General features: G+C 69.9%; 15 protein-coding genes. 6 read left to right on the top strand and 9 right to left on the bottom strand.

Going from position 1 to position 18,567, the window contains the following annotated elements:
• A partial coding sequence (locus EMA17_RS42200; protein ID WP_218043241.1) for a peptidoglycan-binding domain-containing protein occupies positions 1 to 875 on the bottom strand: 875 nt, incomplete at its 3' end.
• A 10-nt stretch (positions 876 to 885) separates the two neighbouring features.
• On the bottom strand, positions 886 to 1,335 hold the full coding sequence (locus EMA17_RS42195; RefSeq protein ID WP_126642536.1) for a hypothetical protein: 450 nt from the start codon (positions 1,333 to 1,335) through the stop codon (positions 886 to 888).
• Between the two features lie 425 nt (positions 1,336 to 1,760).
• On the opposite strand from EMA17_RS42195, the gene EMA17_RS42190 reads away from it, so the two are divergent.
• From EMA17_RS42190 to EMA17_RS42180, 3 genes are all read left to right on the top strand, one after another.
• A complete protein-coding gene (locus tag EMA17_RS42190) occupies positions 1,761 to 2,324 on the top strand; it encodes a hypothetical protein (protein ID WP_126642535.1) in 564 nt (187 codons plus the stop codon).
• A gap of 228 nt (positions 2,325 to 2,552) precedes the next feature.
• On the top strand, positions 2,553 to 4,796 hold the full coding sequence (locus EMA17_RS42185) for an ATP-binding SpoIIE family protein phosphatase (RefSeq protein WP_126642534.1): 2,244 nt from the start codon (positions 2,553 to 2,555) through the stop codon (positions 4,794 to 4,796).
• Positions 4,797 to 4,952: 156 nt separating this feature from the next.
• Positions 4,953 to 5,822 carry a LysR family transcriptional regulator gene (locus EMA17_RS42180; protein ID WP_126642533.1) on the top strand — a complete coding sequence of 290 codons (870 nt, stop codon included), beginning with the start codon at positions 4,953 to 4,955 and terminating at the stop codon, positions 5,820 to 5,822.
• 198 nt (positions 5,823 to 6,020) lie between these two features.
• Here the strand turns inward: EMA17_RS42180 and EMA17_RS42175 are convergent, their stop codons facing one another.
• The 5 genes from EMA17_RS42175 to EMA17_RS42155 form a co-directional block, all read right to left on the bottom strand.
• Positions 6,021 to 6,974: a fumarylacetoacetate hydrolase family protein gene (locus EMA17_RS42175; protein ID WP_126642532.1), complete on the bottom strand. Its 954-nt coding sequence runs from the start codon at positions 6,972 to 6,974 to the stop codon at positions 6,021 to 6,023.
• Entirely contained in the window at positions 6,971 to 7,903 is a 933-nt protein-coding gene (locus tag EMA17_RS42170) for an MBL fold metallo-hydrolase (protein WP_126642531.1), read from the bottom strand. Before EMA17_RS42170 ends, EMA17_RS42175 begins: the two co-directional genes overlap by 4 nt.
• On the bottom strand, positions 7,890 to 9,320 hold the full coding sequence (locus EMA17_RS42165) for an amidohydrolase family protein (protein WP_160161759.1): 1,431 nt from the start codon (positions 9,318 to 9,320) through the stop codon (positions 7,890 to 7,892). The genes EMA17_RS42170 and EMA17_RS42165 overlap by 14 nt, the downstream gene beginning before the upstream one ends.
• 1,002 nt (positions 9,321 to 10,322) lie before the next feature.
• A complete protein-coding gene (locus EMA17_RS42160) occupies positions 10,323 to 11,387 on the bottom strand; it encodes a hypothetical protein (RefSeq protein WP_126642529.1) in 1,065 nt (354 codons plus the stop codon).
• A gap of 89 nt (positions 11,388 to 11,476) precedes the next feature.
• Positions 11,477 to 11,941 carry a hypothetical protein gene (locus EMA17_RS42155; RefSeq protein WP_126642528.1) on the bottom strand — a complete coding sequence of 155 codons (465 nt, stop codon included), beginning with the start codon at positions 11,939 to 11,941 and terminating at the stop codon, positions 11,477 to 11,479.
• Between the two features lie 397 nt (positions 11,942 to 12,338).
• Between EMA17_RS42155 and EMA17_RS42150 the strand changes: the two genes are divergently transcribed.
• Entirely contained in the window at positions 12,339 to 12,980 is a 642-nt protein-coding gene (locus tag EMA17_RS42150) for a carbonic anhydrase (RefSeq protein WP_126642527.1), read from the top strand.
• Positions 12,981 to 13,326: 346 nt separating this feature from the next.
• On the opposite strand, the gene EMA17_RS42145 is transcribed toward EMA17_RS42150, so the two are convergent.
• Positions 13,327 to 14,304, bottom strand: a complete 978-nt coding sequence (locus EMA17_RS42145; RefSeq protein WP_126642526.1) for an L-threonylcarbamoyladenylate synthase — start codon at positions 14,302 to 14,304, stop codon at positions 13,327 to 13,329.
• Between the two features lie 565 nt (positions 14,305 to 14,869).
• Here EMA17_RS42145 and EMA17_RS42140 point away from each other — a divergent pair.
• Positions 14,870 to 15,997, top strand: coding sequence for an FAD-dependent monooxygenase (locus EMA17_RS42140; protein WP_246127248.1), 1,128 nt, complete (start codon positions 14,870 to 14,872; stop codon positions 15,995 to 15,997).
• Positions 15,998 to 16,373: 376 nt separating this feature from the next.
• On the top strand, positions 16,374 to 17,717 hold the full coding sequence (locus EMA17_RS42135) for a helix-turn-helix transcriptional regulator (RefSeq protein ID WP_246127247.1): 1,344 nt from the start codon (positions 16,374 to 16,376) through the stop codon (positions 17,715 to 17,717).
• 87 nt (positions 17,718 to 17,804) lie between these two features.
• Here the strand turns inward: EMA17_RS42135 and EMA17_RS42130 are convergent, their stop codons facing one another.
• Positions 17,805 to 18,125, bottom strand: coding sequence for a hypothetical protein (locus EMA17_RS42130; RefSeq protein ID WP_126642525.1), 321 nt, complete (start codon positions 18,123 to 18,125; stop codon positions 17,805 to 17,807).
• Positions 18,126 to 18,567 lie beyond the last annotated feature (442 nt).

Here is an 18,567-nt window from a genome sequence, read left to right as displayed (position 1 = left end):
TGCGAACTCCCGCCCAGCGTGGCATTGACCTCACCGACCCGGACCGAGTCGGGCAGTACGACCGCGTCCCCGGGATCGAACCGGCCCGTCTGCTTGCGACCCATGTCCTTCTGCCACTTCTTCAACGCCGCGGCCGTCGCCTCCGTGAACCTCTCGTCCACGGTGAACCCGCCATAGCCCAGGGCCTGGAGGTTCTGCTCCAACTCCCGGACGTCCACACCCTTGTCGACACCCACCGACAACGCCCGCCAAAACGGCGTCTCGCCATAGAACAACGGCACCTTCGTCCCGTCCCGACCGTACACACGGTCGCCACGCACGAGAGTGTCGCCCACGCCCGGAAGCCAGGTAATGGTGCCGGGGCCCGTGTTGTTGCCGCTGTCCGGCGGCGTACCACCCTGACCGCCGCCTTGACCGGACCCGCCCCCCGAACCCGACCCTTGCGGGCCACCGCCCGGACCCGGCGAGGCCCCCGGGCTTCCGCCGGTCTGCGGTTTGTTCGCGCTGTTTCCGCCGTTACCGCCGTTACCGCCGGGCGGCGGTGTTTCCTTGTCCGGCCCGGGTGCCGAGGCGTTCACGGAGTACGTGCCCGCGTAGCCGAGCTTGCCGTCCACGTTCTGCCGGTCGACCAGATCGGCGCGGGTCACCGGTACCGCGTCCAGCTTCGTGCGATTCTCGGAGCCTCCGGAACCGTCCCCGCCGTCGGACAGCAGTACCGCCGCCGCGCCGCCCGCCGAGGCCAGGACCAGAACGGCGGCAAGCGCCCGCCGCCGGCGACGCCGATGCCCGCGCGGGCGCGCCGTGGGGTCCGGTTCGGCCGGGGCCGGCGCGGGTTCACTGTCGTATTCGTGTTGCGGAATGTCGATCGAAACCACGAGGCCGCCCCTACTTCTTCTTCGTCAGCGGCGGGACCTTCTTGTTGCACAACTCCATCGCGCTCTTCACCTTTTCGTCGCCCGCGTCGAGGGTGACCATCGCGCCGTCCGCACCCGGGTCGCCCACGTTCACGCCGTTCTCGCGCAGGCAACTCGTGTGCTTGGCCTGCCACTCCTTGAACTTGGGGTCGTTCGGATCGAAGTCGCTCTTCGGCTGGAACTTCTCGCACGCCTTCATCGCGTCCTCCGTCTTGGACGACCCCTCGTCCGCGGGCATCGCCCCGATCCGCATCGCGCCGCCCTCGCCGGGCTCCGGGTCGGGCATGTCGACGCCGTGCTCCCGCATGCAGCTCGCGAACTTGACCATCTGGTCCCGGCGTTGGGCGTCGTCGCCCTTGCCCGAGCCGGAACCGCCGCCACTGCCCTCGGCCTTCGCGCCGCTGCCGCCGCCAGAGGCCACCTTCTCGACCCCTTCCGAGCCGCCGTCGCCGCAACCGACCGTGGTCAAGGCGAGGCCACTCGCCAGGACCAGCCCAATCGCCAACCGCAGCGCCAGGGGCCGTCCCGATTTCGCGTGCCCGAACCTCGTCATCACTGCCGCTCCCAGTCGTCGTACCGTCGGTCGTGTGGTCACCCCCCCGCCGTGACGGCGAGGGGTGCGACGACAGGTCTACGCGCCCGGGGGTTACCAGGCCGTCACCCGAACCGGTTATCCGGAGGTAACACCGGGCCGCGTACAACGGGTGGGGTCGGTGCGAAGTCCACCCGTCCGAGCCATGCGCGTTTCGCGTCCCCACGCCTTCCCCACCCTTCCCCGGACCGAATATGAGCAGACCGCGCCTATTTGTTGAAAGCACCCGGAGCGATTCCCGGACGAACCACTCGGTGGCTGACGTTGGGCCGCCCTCCCGGGGACGGTTTCGCCGCGCGTCGGCCCGAGCACGACTCGCGCTGATGTACGGCGGCATGTCGCTCGTGGCCGGCACGGTGCTGTCGGGCATCGTGTACTGGTTCGTCGACCAACGGCTGTCGCAACAACTGCCGACGGCGACGGCCGGGACGTTCGCGGCGGATACCTCGGACGCCCACGACCGGACCGAGCACCTCACCGGCCGGTCCCGACCCGTCCTGCCGCTGCCCGGTGCCGCGGGCCGGCTCACCGTGATCCCCGCCGACTCGATCCGGCGGGCCGTCGACACCGGCCGGAACGTGACGATGACCCACCTGCCGACCGTGCTCGTCGCGACACCGCTGCTCCTGGCCGCGACCTCGATCCCGGCCGGTCGGTGGATGTCCGGCCGCGTACCGCGCCGGGTCCTCAGGATCACCGCGACGGCCCGCCGTTCGTCCGAGCACAACCCGCACGAGCCGATCGCACTGCCCGGGCCGGACGACGAACTCAAGGAACTCGCCGACACGTTCGACGGAAAGCCGGATCGCCCGGAGTAATCCTTCGACAGCCGGCGGCTGTTCGTCGCCAACGCCGCACACGAACCGCGCACCCCGCCGTCCCCGCGCAATCCCGAGGTTCGGTGAGTTCGACACAGTCCGCCTCGGCGGCTCCGACAATACTTGCGGCGCCCTGATCTTGCTTGTCTATAATGGAATCGATATGGGAAATGAAATCCACGAAGGAAATAGGAGCGAATTTATTTTACCCAAACGACGGAAGATCTCATGGACCGGAAACCGTTCACCCAGCCGTCCCACAGCGTCATCGAGCCGTCGACGCGCCAGGGCCGGGTGCTCGCGTCCGCGTTGCTGGACGTGTATCACCGGCTGGGAGCGAGTACCTGTGCCGCCTATCTTCCGACGGAAGACCGTCGGACACTGGCCGCGTCCATGATCGTGGACTCTCCCCTGGGCTTCGGAATTCCGCCCGGTTTCGACGTCGACGACCTGTCGTGGCCGACGACGCGATCGTATCGGACGGGGGAACTGGTGGCCTTCGACGAGGCCGGCATATGGGAGGGGGCACGTCGCTCACCGCGCCCGTACACGGCCAACATCGCCTTCTCCATGGCGATCGCCTCCGCGCCGATACGAACCTCACGGAACCGGTTCGGGACCATCGGCATACGTCTGGTCCCGCCGAGGTCGGTCACGACCGAGGAGCGGGCGTACATGCAGGCGGTCGCCGACCGACTGGCCTGCGACCTCGAGGAGTCGACCGGAGGGGAAGAGGCCGTCACGGCTCCCCTCGTCCCGGTGTTCATCCCCGAGGGACCGAAGCCCGCCGCAGGCGACCCGGACCTCGAACGGAGGCTGCTGGAGGCCGTGGCAGCGGCGGCGGCCCGCAGCAGCCACCTGTACCTGGTCCAGCGACTTGCCAGGGAACTGGCCGGTGCGGCGCAGGTCTCCGAGATCCTCGCCCTCGCCCAGACCAGGGTCGTCCAGGCATTCGGCGGCAAGGCATCGGCACTGTCCGTCGTCGAGGGGGAGCGGCTGCACGTGGCGGGGGCCGTCGATCTGCCCCGTGAGGTGGTCCGCGACATCGAAGGAACGCCGATGTCCCGGCGCACTCCGGAGACCGACACGGTCACCACGGCCAGGGTCAGGCTCTTCGGCTCGGCGGAAGAGGTGGAACGCGCCTATCCGGGCGTCACCGTGGATCCCGACCGGGGAGCGCGCGGTTACTTCCCCCTGCTGTACGGCGGCCGGGCGATGGGTTGCTGCACCGTCGAGTTCGCCGGCTCCCGGCAGCCGTTGTCCGCCACGGAGACAACGCTGTTGAGCCTCCTGCTGGAACAGGTGGCCCAGTCCCTGGGCCGCGCCCGGTCGCAGGAGGTCGAGCACGCCCTCACCCGCAGGATCCAGCACACCCTGCTGCCCGGGAGTCCGCCGCACATACCCGAAGCGGTCACCACCGCCCGGTACTTCTCCGCCACCGACGGCGTGGCGGTGGGCGGCGACTGGTACGACGTGCTCAACCTGCCCGACGGAAGCATCGGGCTCGTGATCGGCGATGTGGAGGGCCACAACCTGGCCGCCGCAGCGGTGATGGGCCAACTACGCAGCATCGTACGGGCGTACGCCGCGGAGGGACACGAGCCCGCCGTCGTGCTGGAGCGGAGCAACCGCGTTCTGTCGGGCCTGGACACCGACCTGTTCGCGACGTGCTGCTGCATGTGGGTCGACGTGGCGACCGGCGCCGCCACCATCGCGAGCGCGGGGCACCCGGGTCCCCTGGTCGGTGACGGCCCCGACGTGGCGCAGCCGCAACTCGCGGTCGGGCCGCCGCTGGGGGTCGACACACGGGCCGTCTACCGGGACACGGCGATCGAGTTGCGTCCGGGATCGGTGGTGGCACTGTTCACCGACGGCCTGCTGAACGAACGTCGACTGGGATTCGACGACGCGATCGGGCAACTGACCGGTCTTCTCGCCGACAAGGGAAGCGAAGACCTCGAAGTACTGGCCGACGCCATGGTCCACGCCGGCTCCGCACGGGAGGCCGGCGGCGATGACGCGGCCCTCGTACTGATGCGCTTCGAAGGCGCCCAGCCGCACGAGACGGCGCGCGTCGCGCGCATGTCGGTGCAACGGCACGACCTGCTCGGGGTCGCCCAGGCCCGCCACTTCCTGCGGGACGCGCTGCGGCAGTGGTCGCTGCTGCCCATGCTCGACGATCTGGAGGTACTGGTCTCCGAGGTCGTGACCAACGCGCTCATCCACGCCCACAGCGAGGTGGATTTGAGACTGCGTGCCTATCCACACCGGATCCGGGTGGAGGTACGCGACAGTGATCCGTATCCCCCCGTACCGACCACGCTGCTGCGCGACGACGCACTCAACGTGGAGGCCGAGTCGGGACGGGGCCTGCTGATCGTCGACGCCCTCGCCACGGCCTGGGGCAGCTCACCCGCGGGGCGGGGCAAGACGACCTGGTTCGAGATCGGCGTACGCGCGGACGGTCCGTAGGGCAGGGGCATCGGGGACGTGGGGTCGCGGGGACGTGGATCGGGTTGCGCGGTGTGCCGACAGTCGGGTCACTTGACCGCGTTTCTCCTCGCGCCTACCGTGACGAAATGCGCCGACCGGTCGATCCGGCGGTAGGGACCATCGAGGAGACGCGACTTGGATCTCCGTTCTCTGCGGTACGCGGTGACACTCGCGGAGGAATTGCATTTCGGCCGGGCCGCGCGCCGCCACTTCATCTCGGAGCAACCATTCGGCAAACGTATTCGGCATCTCGAGGAGGAAATAGGGGTGCGTGTCTTCGAGCGCACCAGCCGACGTGTCGCGCTGACCCCTGCGGGCGCGCTCCTGATCGCCGATGCCCGACGCCTGCTCGCCTCGGTCGACGACCTTTCCGCTCGTGCCGCGCGTGCATCGGGGCACCCGGTGTTCCGACTCGGGGTGCTCGGATTCGGTGCCGCCGGACTCTGGGAGTCGATGCGATCCCAATTCACGGCCGACCACCCCGAGTTGGCCATCGAATACAGTGAACTGGATTTCACCACCCAGCACTCCATGCTTCAGGACGGCGTCGTCGATGCCGCGATCACCGGTGCGCTGAAACCCGTGCGCGGTGTCACCTACGACCTGCTTTTCGAGTCCCCGCTCGCCGTGCTGGTGCCGGCCGGCTCGCGACTCGCCCACCGCGACTATCTGTCCCAAGCCGAGGCCGCCGAACACGACCTGTTGCGGCTGGACGGGATGGGCGACGACGAGACCTTGGCCGGCTCGTTCGGCGAACGTATTCTCGCCGCGCCGCGGATCGCGAATCCCGCATCCGTACCGATGGCGGTCGCGACCACCGGCCGACTGGCGTTCCACAGCATCCTCGCGCGAACGTTCTATGCCCACCCCGGGGTTGCGGTCATTCCGACTGCGGGCACCGTCGCCATCGTGCTCGCAACTCGGACGGGCGACGAACGCCCACCGGTCGTCTCCATCCGAAAGGCCGCACGAGCCGCGCGAATCGCAGCCGCGAGTCGCGATTGAACCCGGCGGTGGCCGGCACCTCGCGGACACCCCCGCAGAACCCGAGTCCCGCGCGGTAGTCCCCGAAGTGCCGTCAAGGGGCCGATCCCACAGGCCGGTTCCCCGCTGTACCGGCCGGGCGGTCCGGCCTGGTCACCACCGTCCCACGGCGGGCGCGCACCTCACCGGCGAGTGCCGCCGTCCTGTCCCGCGCACCCCTCATCCACGGCCGGCGCCGAAGGCTTCGAAGTCGATGCCGGGGGCGCCGGCGACGACACGCGAGGTCTGCTGCCCCAATCCCTCGGCCTCGATCGAGACCACGTCCCCGGGGACAAGCGGATCCCTGCTGTCCGGTCCGTGCCTGCCCCACAGTTCGGCCAGGCAACCGCCGCCACACGTGCCCGACGCGAAGACCTCGCCTGCCCGGAGATCCGCGCCGCGGGACGCGTACGCGATCATCTGGCCGAAGCTGAAGGACATGCTGCTCACCGTGTCCGACCCGATGACCTCACCGTTGATACGGGCGGTGAGCGCGATGTCGTAGGAGTCACCACGGCGCATCGGCGCGAGTTCGTCGGGTGTGACGAACCACGGGCCGAGGCTGATCGCGCTGTCCTTGCCCTTGCTGGGGCCCAGCGGCAGCGCGAACTCGGCGACCTGCAGATCGCGGGCGGACCAGTCGTTCATGAGCATGAATCCGGCGATGCGCCGTTCTGCTTCGGCGGGCGTGAGATCACGGCCTCCCGCACCGAGCACGACGGCGACTTCGAGTTCCAGGTCGAACGCCGTGCATCCGGGTGGGACGGCCACGTCGTCGTACGGGCCGTGAACCGAGTTCGGGTTGGTGAAATAGAACGAGGGCGCCGCGTACCAGAAGGGAGGCGGCGTGGCGTTCGGTCCCGCCGCACGAGCGACACCCTCGAAGTGTCGCTCGAACGTCATGTAGTCGCGCACGCTGGGGGGTTGGGGCATCGGTGCCCGCAGGTGCGCATCGGCGACGGGAAGCACGAGGTCGGGGTCGCGTATCGCGCGCTCGCCGGCCTCCCCCAGCCGAGAACCGTCGCCGCCCAGGAAGCCCAGGAGCGAAACGCCCGCTTCCAGTAGCCGAACGGTCTCGCCGTCGAGAACCCCCACACGTTCGACGCTCTCGTGTTCGATCGTGACGAACCTCATTGCTGTCGCTCCATGACCGACGTGTGCATCGGACCGTCGTTGTAGGCGATGGCATCGTCGAATGCCTTGCCGTAGTCGACCTCACGACCCTCGGCGTCCGCACACCATCGGTGCAGGTTGAGGACGATGCGTTCGGAATCCGGCCAATGTGCGAATTCGCCGAGGTCCAGCGATTCGGCGGCCTCCAGTGGCGTGGCGCCGGCCTTCGAGGCCGCCCGACCGGATGCGTCGACGAAGTCGTAGTACCGGCGATGGGCGTCGATGTGCGCCGCGATCTCGTCACCCGTGAGTATCGGCCCATGTCCGGGGACGACGACCTCGGCGCCGAATCCTTCGATCCACTCCAGGGCGCGCCGGGCACCGGAGACGGACCCCATGAGGAGGAGCGGGGTCAGGCCGGCGAAGATCAGGTCGCCGGCGAAAAGGACCGAGCGCCGGGGCACCCAGGTCACCAGGTCGCCCGTGGTGTGCGCCGGATACCCGGGCGAGTGCACCTCGACCCCGGAATCGTCGCCGACGATGTCCAGGCGCCCGTGCACGACGAGATTGGGCAGTCGCTTCGTGACGTTTCCCCAGTCCGGCGTAGGCGTCCAGAACGGCGGACAGTTGTCGAGGAGGATGTCTCGCTCGAGGTCGCGTCGCATGTTCTCGTGACCTATCAGCGCGACATCGTGAGGCAGCAGGCTGTTGCCGAACGTGTGGTCACCGTGTGCGTGGGTGTTCACGGCCCATCGCAGGCGCGAATTCGGCCTGACCTCGGCCATGGCCTCGAGCATCGCGCTGGTGCGTTCCTCGTTGGCGCACGTGTCGATCAGGACGTCGCCGGTCGACGTCGCGACCAGGCCGGCGTTGTTGAGCCACCATGTGCCGTCCGGCTGGATCCAGGCCCACACCTCATGGGCGACCTCGTGAAGTTCACCGAGCGACATGTGCGGACCCCTCTTCGTTGTCGATGGAACCGGCGAGGACCGCTCGGAACAATCCGCCGGGCGGTGTTCCCGGCAGCCGGCGTCCACTTCCGGAGACGCGACCGAGGATTTCCGCGGCGGAACGCTCCAGCCGCTCGTCGAGGGATGCGCGATCGATCCCGACCAGCCGGCCGTCCCGTTTCACCACGTTTCCATCGACCATCACGGTCTCGACGTCGCCGGCCGACGTCTGGAACACGAGCGTCGATTCCGGGTGCGACGCGGGATGCTGCGAGCGCCCGGAACCCCCCACCAGCATGAGGTCGGCGCGTTTCCCGACGGCGATACTGCCGACCAGGTCGCTCAGGCCCATGGCTTCGGCCGCGTTCACCGTGACCCAGGTCAGCGCCTCGTGGGCGGTGACGGTGAGCCGATCCGGGTCGATGCCCGCAGCGTTGAGCGCCTTCGTGCCGGACCAGCGCGCGGCGGCGACGCCCAGGCGCAACTGATGGAACAGGTCACCGGAGTTGAAGGAGACGACATCCGCCGACAACGTCGGCTTCAGCCCGTACCGCTTCGCCTGCTCGAACACGGGGAGTCCCATCCCCATGTTGAGTTCCGTTTCGGGCGAGATGGAGATCTTCGCGTCGTGGCGCGCGAGTGCGGCCCAATCGTCGTCGGACAGTGTGTTGCAGTGCACGTGCACCTGATTCCCGTCGATGAGACCGGCGTTCTCGAGTTCGGCCACGCCGGTGGGAAAGGCCCAGATACACCCGGTATGGGTCACGATCAGGGAATTTCGTGCACGAGCGGCTTCGATTTCATCCCGCGTCGTCTCCAACGGTGCCATCTCGGCGAGTGCGGCGCCCACGCGGATCAGGTCGTCGCCGCCGAGGGTGTCGGCGATGCGATGGAAGTCGGCGACTCGCTCTCGGTGAGAGGTGAAGTGCTGAGGCGTCTGTGGGCTGGAATCGAAGAACCCGTAGCCGAACACGCCCCTGATGCCGGAGTCGCGGAGTCCGCGGATGGCGGCGTCGCTGTGGTCGGGCGTGTTGTTGCAGTGCGAGAAGTCGAGCAGCGTCGTGACGCCGGCATCCAACGCCTCGAGCGCGCCCGCATGGTTGCCCAGGTACACGTCATCGGGTGTGTACGCGGGAGAAATCGTGAATCGAATACCGGAGATGTAGTCACCCAGGGTCCAGTCCCCACAGATGCCGCGCATCTGGGCCTGCCACGTGTGACGGTGGGTGTCGATGAAACCGGGGGCGACAATCTTGCCGGTCGCGTCGATCACCTCGGCGTCGTCCGCCTCGAGGCCGGAGCCGATCGCCGTAATCACGCCGTCCTCGATGAGGATGTCGGCTCCCTCCAGCGTACCGAGGCTGTCGTCCATGGTGACGACCCGGCCGTTCCGGATGAGGGTGGAACCCTTCGTCATCACAACCTCCTTCGTGTCTCGTTCGACCTCAAGCCGACCACAACACCCGCCGGCGATCATCAGTCAAAAAGGTTGCGATCGACGGACGGCAGCGGGTGGAGACGGCCCCGCGTCGCCTTCCGGGGAGGGACACTCCGAGTGCGGATCGACCGGGTGGAGTAGAGGCTCCGAAGTCGTGGAAGGCCGAAGTCGGCCCGACCGAGCGCGCGCCTCGCGAGCCGTTCGCCGGCGCGGGGTGTCCCGCCCGAGCAGGCGCTGCGGGTGATGAACGCCGAACCGCGGGGCGGGAGCGACGGGGTCGACCAACTCACCCCGCTCCATCCCGGACACCACACCCGACGCGACCTCGCGGGCACAGCCGACACGGCGACGCGGGAGTTCGACGGCCGCCGGGCGGATTTGTCGGGGTGCGGCTGCGCGGTGTCGGTCGAGCGGCGGGTGCGAGGATGCGCGCGTCCCCCGGGCATCCAGTGATCGATCGGCCCGACGGTGTGGGCTACAGGGGGCACGGCCGGTTCGGGAACGCGGTGACGCGTCCCGGTGAAGGACAGGCCGGCCACCTTGGGAAGGGACACCGTCTGGTCCGCGCCAGGCGTGGAGAACCTCTCCAACACGGCGTTGAAGTCGATCTCCCATTGGCGCATGGCAACGTGCAGCGGGCGGGAGTTCGGCGGAGTGGTCGGCAACTCGGCAACTCGGCTGGCGCCTCGTCTCGCGAAGCCACGGCGGCATCCTCGATTGCCTGTTCTCCCGGAGCTACGGCAAAGTGCCAAGTAGCTGGCGGGAGACGGGACTTCGCCGGTTTCGAGGACGGCGCAGTCGGCGGGGACCTTCTCGGTGGCTTCGAGGTACGCCTCGAATTTGGCGTGCTCGGCCGGTGCCCGGTGGATGCCGACTACCGAGGGGGTCGCGCCCCTTGCCCTTGCGAGAGGCGGTGTCGGGCCCTTCCGGTGTGGACATCGCGGATGTTCTCCCGCTCGGCCCCCGGCGGGAAATGGCAGCTCAGCCGGCGCGCGCGGTCCACTCCGGCGGCGTCCACAACCGGGCAGTGGCGCTGCCGACCTCGATCAGCGTTCCGGTATGTCGATCCTGACGCGCCGGGCGGAACCCGTCGATCGCGAACACCTGCTGTCCGCTGGTGATGTCGACGCCCTGCAGACCCGCCTCGTCGGCGATCAGCAGATGCTCTCCGTCGGTGAAAAAGCCGAGATCGCCGACCGGCCAGGGAAACTTCGCGACCGCCTTGATCCATCGGACGCCCGGCGAGCGCGGTTCGATCGAGATGGGGTCGAGGATGTGGACCGTACCGTTGCCGGCATCGTCCCCGTCGTACACCGCGATCCGCCCGTCGTCGATCCACACCACCGGCCGGTTCCACTCCGAGACCTCGGGATACACCGCACGGCTGGGCCCGTCCTCGGACTCGTACGGGTTGTCGTGCAGCCAGGCGGTCAGGCTCCACACCGCCGGCATCCCCCACGGCTGCCACACCCAACCGCCGTCGTAGACACGGGTCCCGTCAGGACTCGGCGACAGCGCGCCGTGGAAGTAATCGAGGTCGTACTCCGCATCCTCCTCGTCTCCATCCAGGCTGTCCCGCGCCGTAAGCACCTCGCCGGACCCGAGATCGGTGACATCCAACCGGTTCCAGTCGGTGCGATGGACGACAACCGGCCGGCCACCGTGTTCGGCGAACGCCAACGCGAACGGGACGGTTTCACAGCAGTAATCCCCGCCGTCCAACCTCAACGCCGGTGAACCGGTGGTGAGATCGACGACGGTGCCGTACCGACCGCGGTCTTGAACCACCGCCGCCCAACGGCCGCATCGGGACACGTGCAACCGCAGTCGAACGCCGCCACCGTATTCGGACGCCGGCCTCTCCTCCCGATACCGGGCCACGTCCTGCACCTCGCCGGTCGTCGGCGTCCACCGCGCCAGCCGTCCGTCCTCGGACAGCACCAGCCACGCCGGCCCCGCGTCACCGACGGCCGCCGGCAACGCCGCCACATCCACGACCGGCCGCAGCGCGTCGGGAACCGCCACGTCCACCGTGATCGTCGCCATACTGATCCCCTCGGTGCGCCCGTATGACCCCCGCGGCAACGTGAACAGCGGGTGATACGACACGCACCGTATCGGCAGAGGATCCGTACTCAGGGCTCGACGTCCGAGGGAGCGATGGCCTGCTCCTCGTGGAGATGGGACTCGATGGTGCCGAGGTGTCGCTCGTGGGCGAGAACGAGTTCGTCCGCGACGGCAAGGACGCGGATGTCGCCGCTCTCGAATTGCAGGGTGACGCCGGTGACATGGTCGATGTCCGCGTCCCGATACCGAATCGCCCGGACGGAGACGATGCGCCGACCCACGAACGGGCTCACGGGGAAGTCCGGAGGATCGTCCTCCACCGTGACGTGGCCGTAGTCGTCCAGGTCGTAGGGGTTGTGGGGTTCGTCGACCCGCAGGTCCAGGTCGTCGCCCAGGGTGTGGAAGCGAACGGGGCCGAGATCGTCCAGGTGCAACCACATGTGCAGGAGGGACGGTTCGGTGTCCGGGTAGTGGTGCCAGGACGTGGTGACCCGCAGGAGCCGGCGGCCGATCAGGTCCTCGACGTTGATCATCCGTGGATGCTTGCACGACCGCCTGCGATTCGGCACCGGTTTCCAGGAGGCCACCTGCCGTGGCCGCGTAGCGGATCGCGGTCTCTCGTCGATGCCGAAGACGAGGGCGTGGTGGAGGGGATCGGGGCGCTCGGATCATGGCCGGTCGTGCCGCGTGAACGGCCGCCAGGCCGGGATGCCGGTTCGGTGGCTGCCTCGGGACCGGCACGAGCGGGGGTGGGGTATGGACGATCGGGATGGCCACCGACATCGGGACGAACTCGGGCTCGGACGCGCGCCCGCCGGCGCCACGGCACCCGACACCCGGCACCAACCGCGGCGACCAGACGATGCTCGGGCTCGGCGACGGGTACGGACCGGCGGTGCGACGGCTGATGGCCGGCCATAGGCTGCCGCCATGACCGAGATCCGGATCCCGACGCCCCGGGACGCCTTCGAGTTGCTCATGGCCGGTAATCAGCGCTTCGTCTCGGGCACCCCCGAGCACCCGAACCAGGACGCCACCCGCCGCACCGAGATCGCACCGTCCCAGCAGCCCTTCGCCGTGCTGTTCGGATGCTCCGACTCCCGGCTGGCCGCCGAAATCATCTTCGACCGCGGCCTGGGCGACCTGTTCGTGGTGCGCACCGCGGGGCATGTCGCCGGTACGGAAGTCCTCGGTTCCATCGAGTACGGCGTGAGTGTGCTCGACGCGCCGCTCGTCGTCGTGCTCGGCCACGACTCGTGCGGGGCCATCGCGGCCGCCCGCGACGCTGCCGACGGCGGCAAGGTACCCGGCGGCTTCGTCCGTGACGTTGTCGAACGGGTGACCCCGAGCGTGCTGGCAGCCCGCGCCGCCGGACGCGATCAGCCCGAAGAGATCCTTGCCGAGCACATCGAGAACACCGTGGACCTGCTCCTGGAACGCTCCCGGGCCCTGGCCGAGCGCGTGGCCGCAGGCAGTCTCGGCGTGGTGGGGCTGTCCTACCGGCTGGACGACGGCAGCGCACAGCTCGTTGCCTCCCACGGCCTCGACGCGCAGGTCCCCGCCACGTCGTGACCGCCCCGGCCGTCGCCTTCCCGGCGTGATGTGCCCCGGTCGCAGGAGCCCCGTATGCGTGGTGACCCGGAACCCACCGAATTCACCGCTTGATCACTCCCGGAAGGGCACCGCCCGATGGCTCCCGGAGTCGACCACGCGCCCAGCGCCGCCCCCGCGCCGACCCGGCGCGGGGGCGGACCGTGAGGTGTGCCGGGACGGGGAACGGTCGTCACCGACGACGGGCGGCACGAGCCGTACCCGGCCTGCCGATCGGCAGCAGCTCGGCCAAATCCGTCACCAACCGCCCCGGCACCCGCATCCGCATCCGCATCCGGGGAAGGTATCGGCACAACGTCGGTGCCGGTCAGGCGGTGGGCCGGGGCCCCGCGGCGCGCCGGAGCCGGTTGGCGATCGCCAGTCCCAGCCCCTCCTCAACCGGCAAGGACGCCACGATGAGGTCGCATCCCTGGCGGTCGAGCTCGCGCAGGAACCCGTACAACCCGCGCGCGTAGGCGGCCATCGAATCGGGGACCGTCACCACGGCGTGCGCCTTCACCTCGGCGCCGGCGAAGGCGGCGGGAAGCAGGACTCCCACCCGGTGCCCGAGCTCCTGCGCCGGCTCCGCCTCGGAGACCACCTTCTCCGGCTCGACGAGGACGACCCGCGCACGCGGCGCGTAGTGCGACGGATGTCGACCCGGCACCCGGACCCGGCTCGTCGAGGGAACCGCGAGCGGGCACCCCAGCACCGCCTCCAGGTCCTCTCGCGTCACCCCGCCCGGCCGAAGGATGCTCGGGGCATCGCCCGTGACGTCGACGATGGTCGACTCGACGCCGACCTCGCAGGGACCGCCGTCCAGCACGAAGTCCACGGCGTCACCAAGCTCGGCACGCACGTGGTCCGCCGTCGTGGGGCTGACCGCGCCGAAGCGGTTGGCGGACGGGGCCGTGACGCCGCCGCCGAAGGCCGACAGCAGCGCGAGCGCGACGGGGTGGTCGGGCACGCGCACGGCCACCGTTTCCAGCCCACCGGTCGCTTCGAGGGGCACCCGGGGACCGCGCCGCAACACCAGCGTGAGCGGCCCCGGCCAGAAGTGTTCGGCCAGCAGGCGCGCCGCCCGGGGCACGTCCTCGACCCACTCGTCCAGCTGCTCGGCGCCGCCGATGTGGACGATCAGCGGGTGGGAGGGCGGACGTCCCTTGACCCGGAAGATGCGCGCGATGGCGGCGGGGTCCTCGGCGTCGGCGCCCAGACCGTAGACGGTTTCGGTCGGGATGGCCACCAACCCGCCACCGCGCAGCACCCCGGCCGCCTTCTCGATGTCACTGATTCCTGCCGTCACCCTCGCAATCCTAATCCCGGTCGCAGGCAGCCTGGTTCGGTCCTCGCAAGGCGCCGGCCGACCAGCCGGGCAGCTGAACACTTTCGGCCCCTTGAATCTCGTCACCAGTCGCGACGCCCGGCGCGACTGCGCGCCGAACCGATTTCACCGTGCCCTTCACCGTCGCCGACGGCCACACCGAAGTCCTCCTGGGCGGTGGGGACTTCACGGGCCGGGCCTCCCCAGGCCCCGGCAACCACGCCCCTGCCCGGCCCGGGAGAGCCACTCCGGGAAGTGGTCGGCTCCGCCTCGGGTCCGGTACCGGGGGTTCACGAGGCACGCGTCGACGTGCGTCGGAGGAGAGTGTTCGTGGCGTCGTCCAGCCACACGATCCGGCCGTGCGCGGTGGCGGTGAGGCCGAAGCGGATGCGTTCGGGGCGACCGTGGCTGTTCCACCAGGCGAGGGCGGCCGGTCGGCCGCTCGAACGATTGTTTGCCGGGAGTGGATGGCCGTCGCCCGATTCGGATAAGGGCGAGCGCCGACGCGTCCTAGGGTTCCGAGGAAATCGGCGCTCTGGAGGCGTATATGAACGGCTATCGCGGTGCGCGCACGGCCGTGGTCGTGGGGGCGGGAGTGGCCGGTCTGACCGCGGCCACCGCGCTGGCACGCGACGGATGGCAGGTCGAGATCGTCGAGATCGGCCCGCCGGAGGCGACGTCCGGATGGGGGTTGTGCCTGACCGGTCCTTCGCTGCGCGCGCTGGACGAGGCGGGTCTGGCGGACGCGTGTCTGGCCGAGGGCTTCGGCGTGGACACGATCACGCACGTGGACGTGAACGGGGAGCGGGCGGGCGAGATCCGGTTGCCGCGACTCATCGGTGCGCGGCGGCCGGCGATGGTCGGTATCGCGCGCCCCGTACTGCACCGGATCCTGCGCGCGGAAGCCGAGCGGTGCGGCGTGGAGATACGCCACGGAGTGACCGTTGCCGCGGTGGAGCAGGAGGGCGGGCCGGTCCGGGCGCGGTTGTCGGACGGGACGCTCCGCGAGGTCGCGCTGCTGGTGGGCGCGGACGGGATCCGTTCGACGACACGCGACCTGTTGGGGCTCCGGACCTCACTCGACTTTCACGGGCAGATGGTCTGGCGCGCTCTGGTGCCCCGTCCGTCCTGGGCCACCGGGATCCATCAGTTCGCCGGGAAGACCGACACGGCCGGCCTCGTGCCCCTCTCGGACACGCGGGCGTATGTGTTCCTGACCGAGAACGGGGTGGAACGGAGCGTCCTGCCCGACACCCGGCTCGCCCCGCGCCTACAGGAGCTGCTGGAGACCTTCCCCGGTCGGGTGCGGGAGATCCGGTCCATGGTGTCCGGGTCGGAATCGGTGGTGCGTCGCCCGGTGCTGACGGCGCTCCTGGCGGGCGCCTGGAGCCGGGGCGACAGCGTGGTCATCGGTGACGCCGCGCACGCGCCCGCACCGCAGGTGGCCGGCGGCGCCGCCCTGGCCGTCGAGGACGGCCTCCTGCTGGCCCGGGAACTCGGGCGGCACGCATCCGTGGGTGCGGGGATCCGGGCGTTCGTCGGCCGGCGTACGCGGCGTTGCCGAACGCTCGTGGAGACCTCGGTGGCGATCGTCGGCCTGGAGCAGGCGCAGCGCCACTTCGAGGCGTATCCGCTGGTCGATTCCTGCCACCGGCTCATGGCCGAGCCCGCGTAACCAGTCGGCGCGAAGGGCGTCTTCGACGACCCGCCGGTCGCGCGACGGACGAGGAGAGACGGATGTCCGCCGCGACACCCGGACGATGCCGCCACGCGGCACATCAAAACGCTTCCGGGCATCGACCCCCGGTCCTGGGCCGGGCATCGGCCGGCCGGGACGGAGGACTTCGCGCCCCGGGCACGCACGGCCGAGGAGAGCGGCGACCCCGCGACGAGGCACTGGAAAACCGGTGGCAGGCGTACCGGTTCGCGTTCCTGAGCCGACCGCTCCCCGCGACACCCGGCGAAGCAGCACGCGTAAGACCGGGCCGGGGAGGTCGGCAACTCCGCATCGTGAGCGCTCCGTTCCGCATGCCGGCGGGTGTGGTCGTCGGGTGGACGACCCTGACGACCCGGACGACCCTGACCGCGCAGCACGGGCCCTGCACGTCCTGCACATCGCCCACACACACGACGGCGACCGGCTCCTCGCCCTCGACGACGCCACCGGAATGCGGGCGGACCCGGCCGTCGTCCCGCGCCTGCGGCAGCGGCCCGCCGCGCCGACCCCGTACAACGGCCCCGGCCGGGCGAAGCGGACCGAAGGCCCGGCACCCGGCGTGCGTGCGCTGTTCGGAAAACCACCACAACATCCTGGGCCGCGCTCCCCGGTGAGCTTCCCGCACCACACCGCCTGGCAGGGTCATGGACTCCGCCGACCGCCGTGGTCGACAATGACCCCAGGGAGGTGGCCCCACATCGTGCCGACCCCGCTGCGCAACCACCTCATCACCCGATCCCGAAACCCCGCCGATCTGCTCAACGCCGCCACCCGCCTGTTCGGCGGCTCGATCACCACGTCGCCCCTGGACGAGCCGTGCGGCGGCGATCACGAGCTGCGCGGCGTCGCCGCACCCGACTTCGCGGTGGGCTACTTCGCCTCGCCACTCGACGTGCGCGTCGCCTCGACCGAGGGCCGTGACCGCGCCTACTTCGTCAACATCGGTGTCTCCGGCGCCATCTCGGCATCGTGCGGCGGACTGCGGGCCACCCTCGACGAGGCGACAGCGGGAGTCGCCAACCCCGGGGACACCCAGGAACTGCGCCCCCTGCGCAGCCAAAGGACGCGGTTCCTGGGCCTGCGGATCGCCGCCGCCCTGGTCGACCGGGAATTCGCCGCGCTGACCGGACATCCCCCGGTGTCCGCCGTGCGCTTCGACTTCGCTCTCGACCTGGCCGAGGCCAAGGGCCGGGCGGTGCGGCTGCTGGTCGGTTCCCTGCTCGAACAGTTGGACTCGGGCGACCCGTTGTTCCAGCGCGAGGAACTCCGGCGCAGCCAGGTGCGTTGCCTGGTCACCGCCCTGCTCCTGGCCCAGCCGCACTCGCACACCGGCGAGTTGCACGGCGGTCCGCAACCCGGTTACCCGCGCTCCTTGCGGGCAGCCCTCGCGTTCATCGAGGCGAACCTCGCCGAGCACATCGGTCTCGGCGACATCGCCGACGCCGCGGGCTGCAGCCCGCGGACCCTCGGCTCCGCATTCCGCGACCGGCTCGGCCTCTCGCCCATGTCCTACGTCCGCAACCTGCGGCTCGACCGGATTCGGGAGGACATCCTCGCCTCCGACGACCCCGTCGGCACGATCGCCTACCGGTGGGGCGTCTCGCATCTCGGCCGTTTCGCCGGCGAGTATCGCGACCGTTTCGCCGAACTGCCCTCCCACACCGCGATCCGCCGATAGCCCGACTCGTCCGGGTCGCAACGCCAACGTTTCAGTCGGCGGTGCCGGATCCATTCGTGTGTCGCCATGGGGTGGAGCGATCCGGGGTCACGAGCACTTGTCGAGCCACGAGTGCTTGATGTTCGTGGCGTCGCCGGCGACGTGTCCCGACACCTGGTCGATGTCGAACCTGACCCAGTACCACCACTTGCCGTCCGCGCCCCACCGCTTGCAGGTCGCGGTGATCGCCTCGCCCTCGATGGTGGTCCACGGCTTCTTTCCGGAGAAGGGGTCGACCCGTTCCCACACCGAGTGTCCGCCGTGCACGTAACCGGACCTGGAGGCCGCCGACGTGTCGTGCGTACCGGCGGCGCCCGCCGACGTGGGGACGGACACGAGCGCCGATACGCCCGCGATCCCCAGGGCCACGACGACGGATGCGACGCGGGCCCGGTCTTGGTCTTGGAGCTGGAGCTGGTGTTGCTCACGGAAGCACTCCCTCGATCCCATGTTCGACCGGCCGACTGCCGACCCACTGCCGCTCCTTGCCCGAGGCGAACCGTTCGCCCCTCCGTGGTGGCTCGCGGTCATCGGCGAGGAGCGCACCGTCGTTGGCACCGAGCGCCCCGGGTCCGGAGGTACCTCGGTCAGCGCGAGTGCTCGCGTCGCGCTCAGAGGTCGAAGGCCCGACGGCGCGAACGCGGTGCCCACGTGCAAGCCCTCGGACGCCGCGATCGACCACCGGTCACCGCGGGCCCGCGAACGACGACACGTCGTTCACGGTGTCGCTCTCCGTTTCGCGCGGAAAGCTCCTTTATGCTCGCTTCGCCACATACACCCCTTGATTACCGGAGGGCGGGACGGCGGAGAA

This window comes from Embleya hyalina (genome assembly GCF_003967355.1).
GTDB classification, from domain to species: Bacteria; Actinomycetota; Actinomycetes; order Streptomycetales; family Streptomycetaceae; genus Embleya; species Embleya hyalina.
The sequence above is the reverse complement of the archived record's forward strand: the minus strand, read 5'-3'. Positions and strand labels throughout refer to the sequence as shown.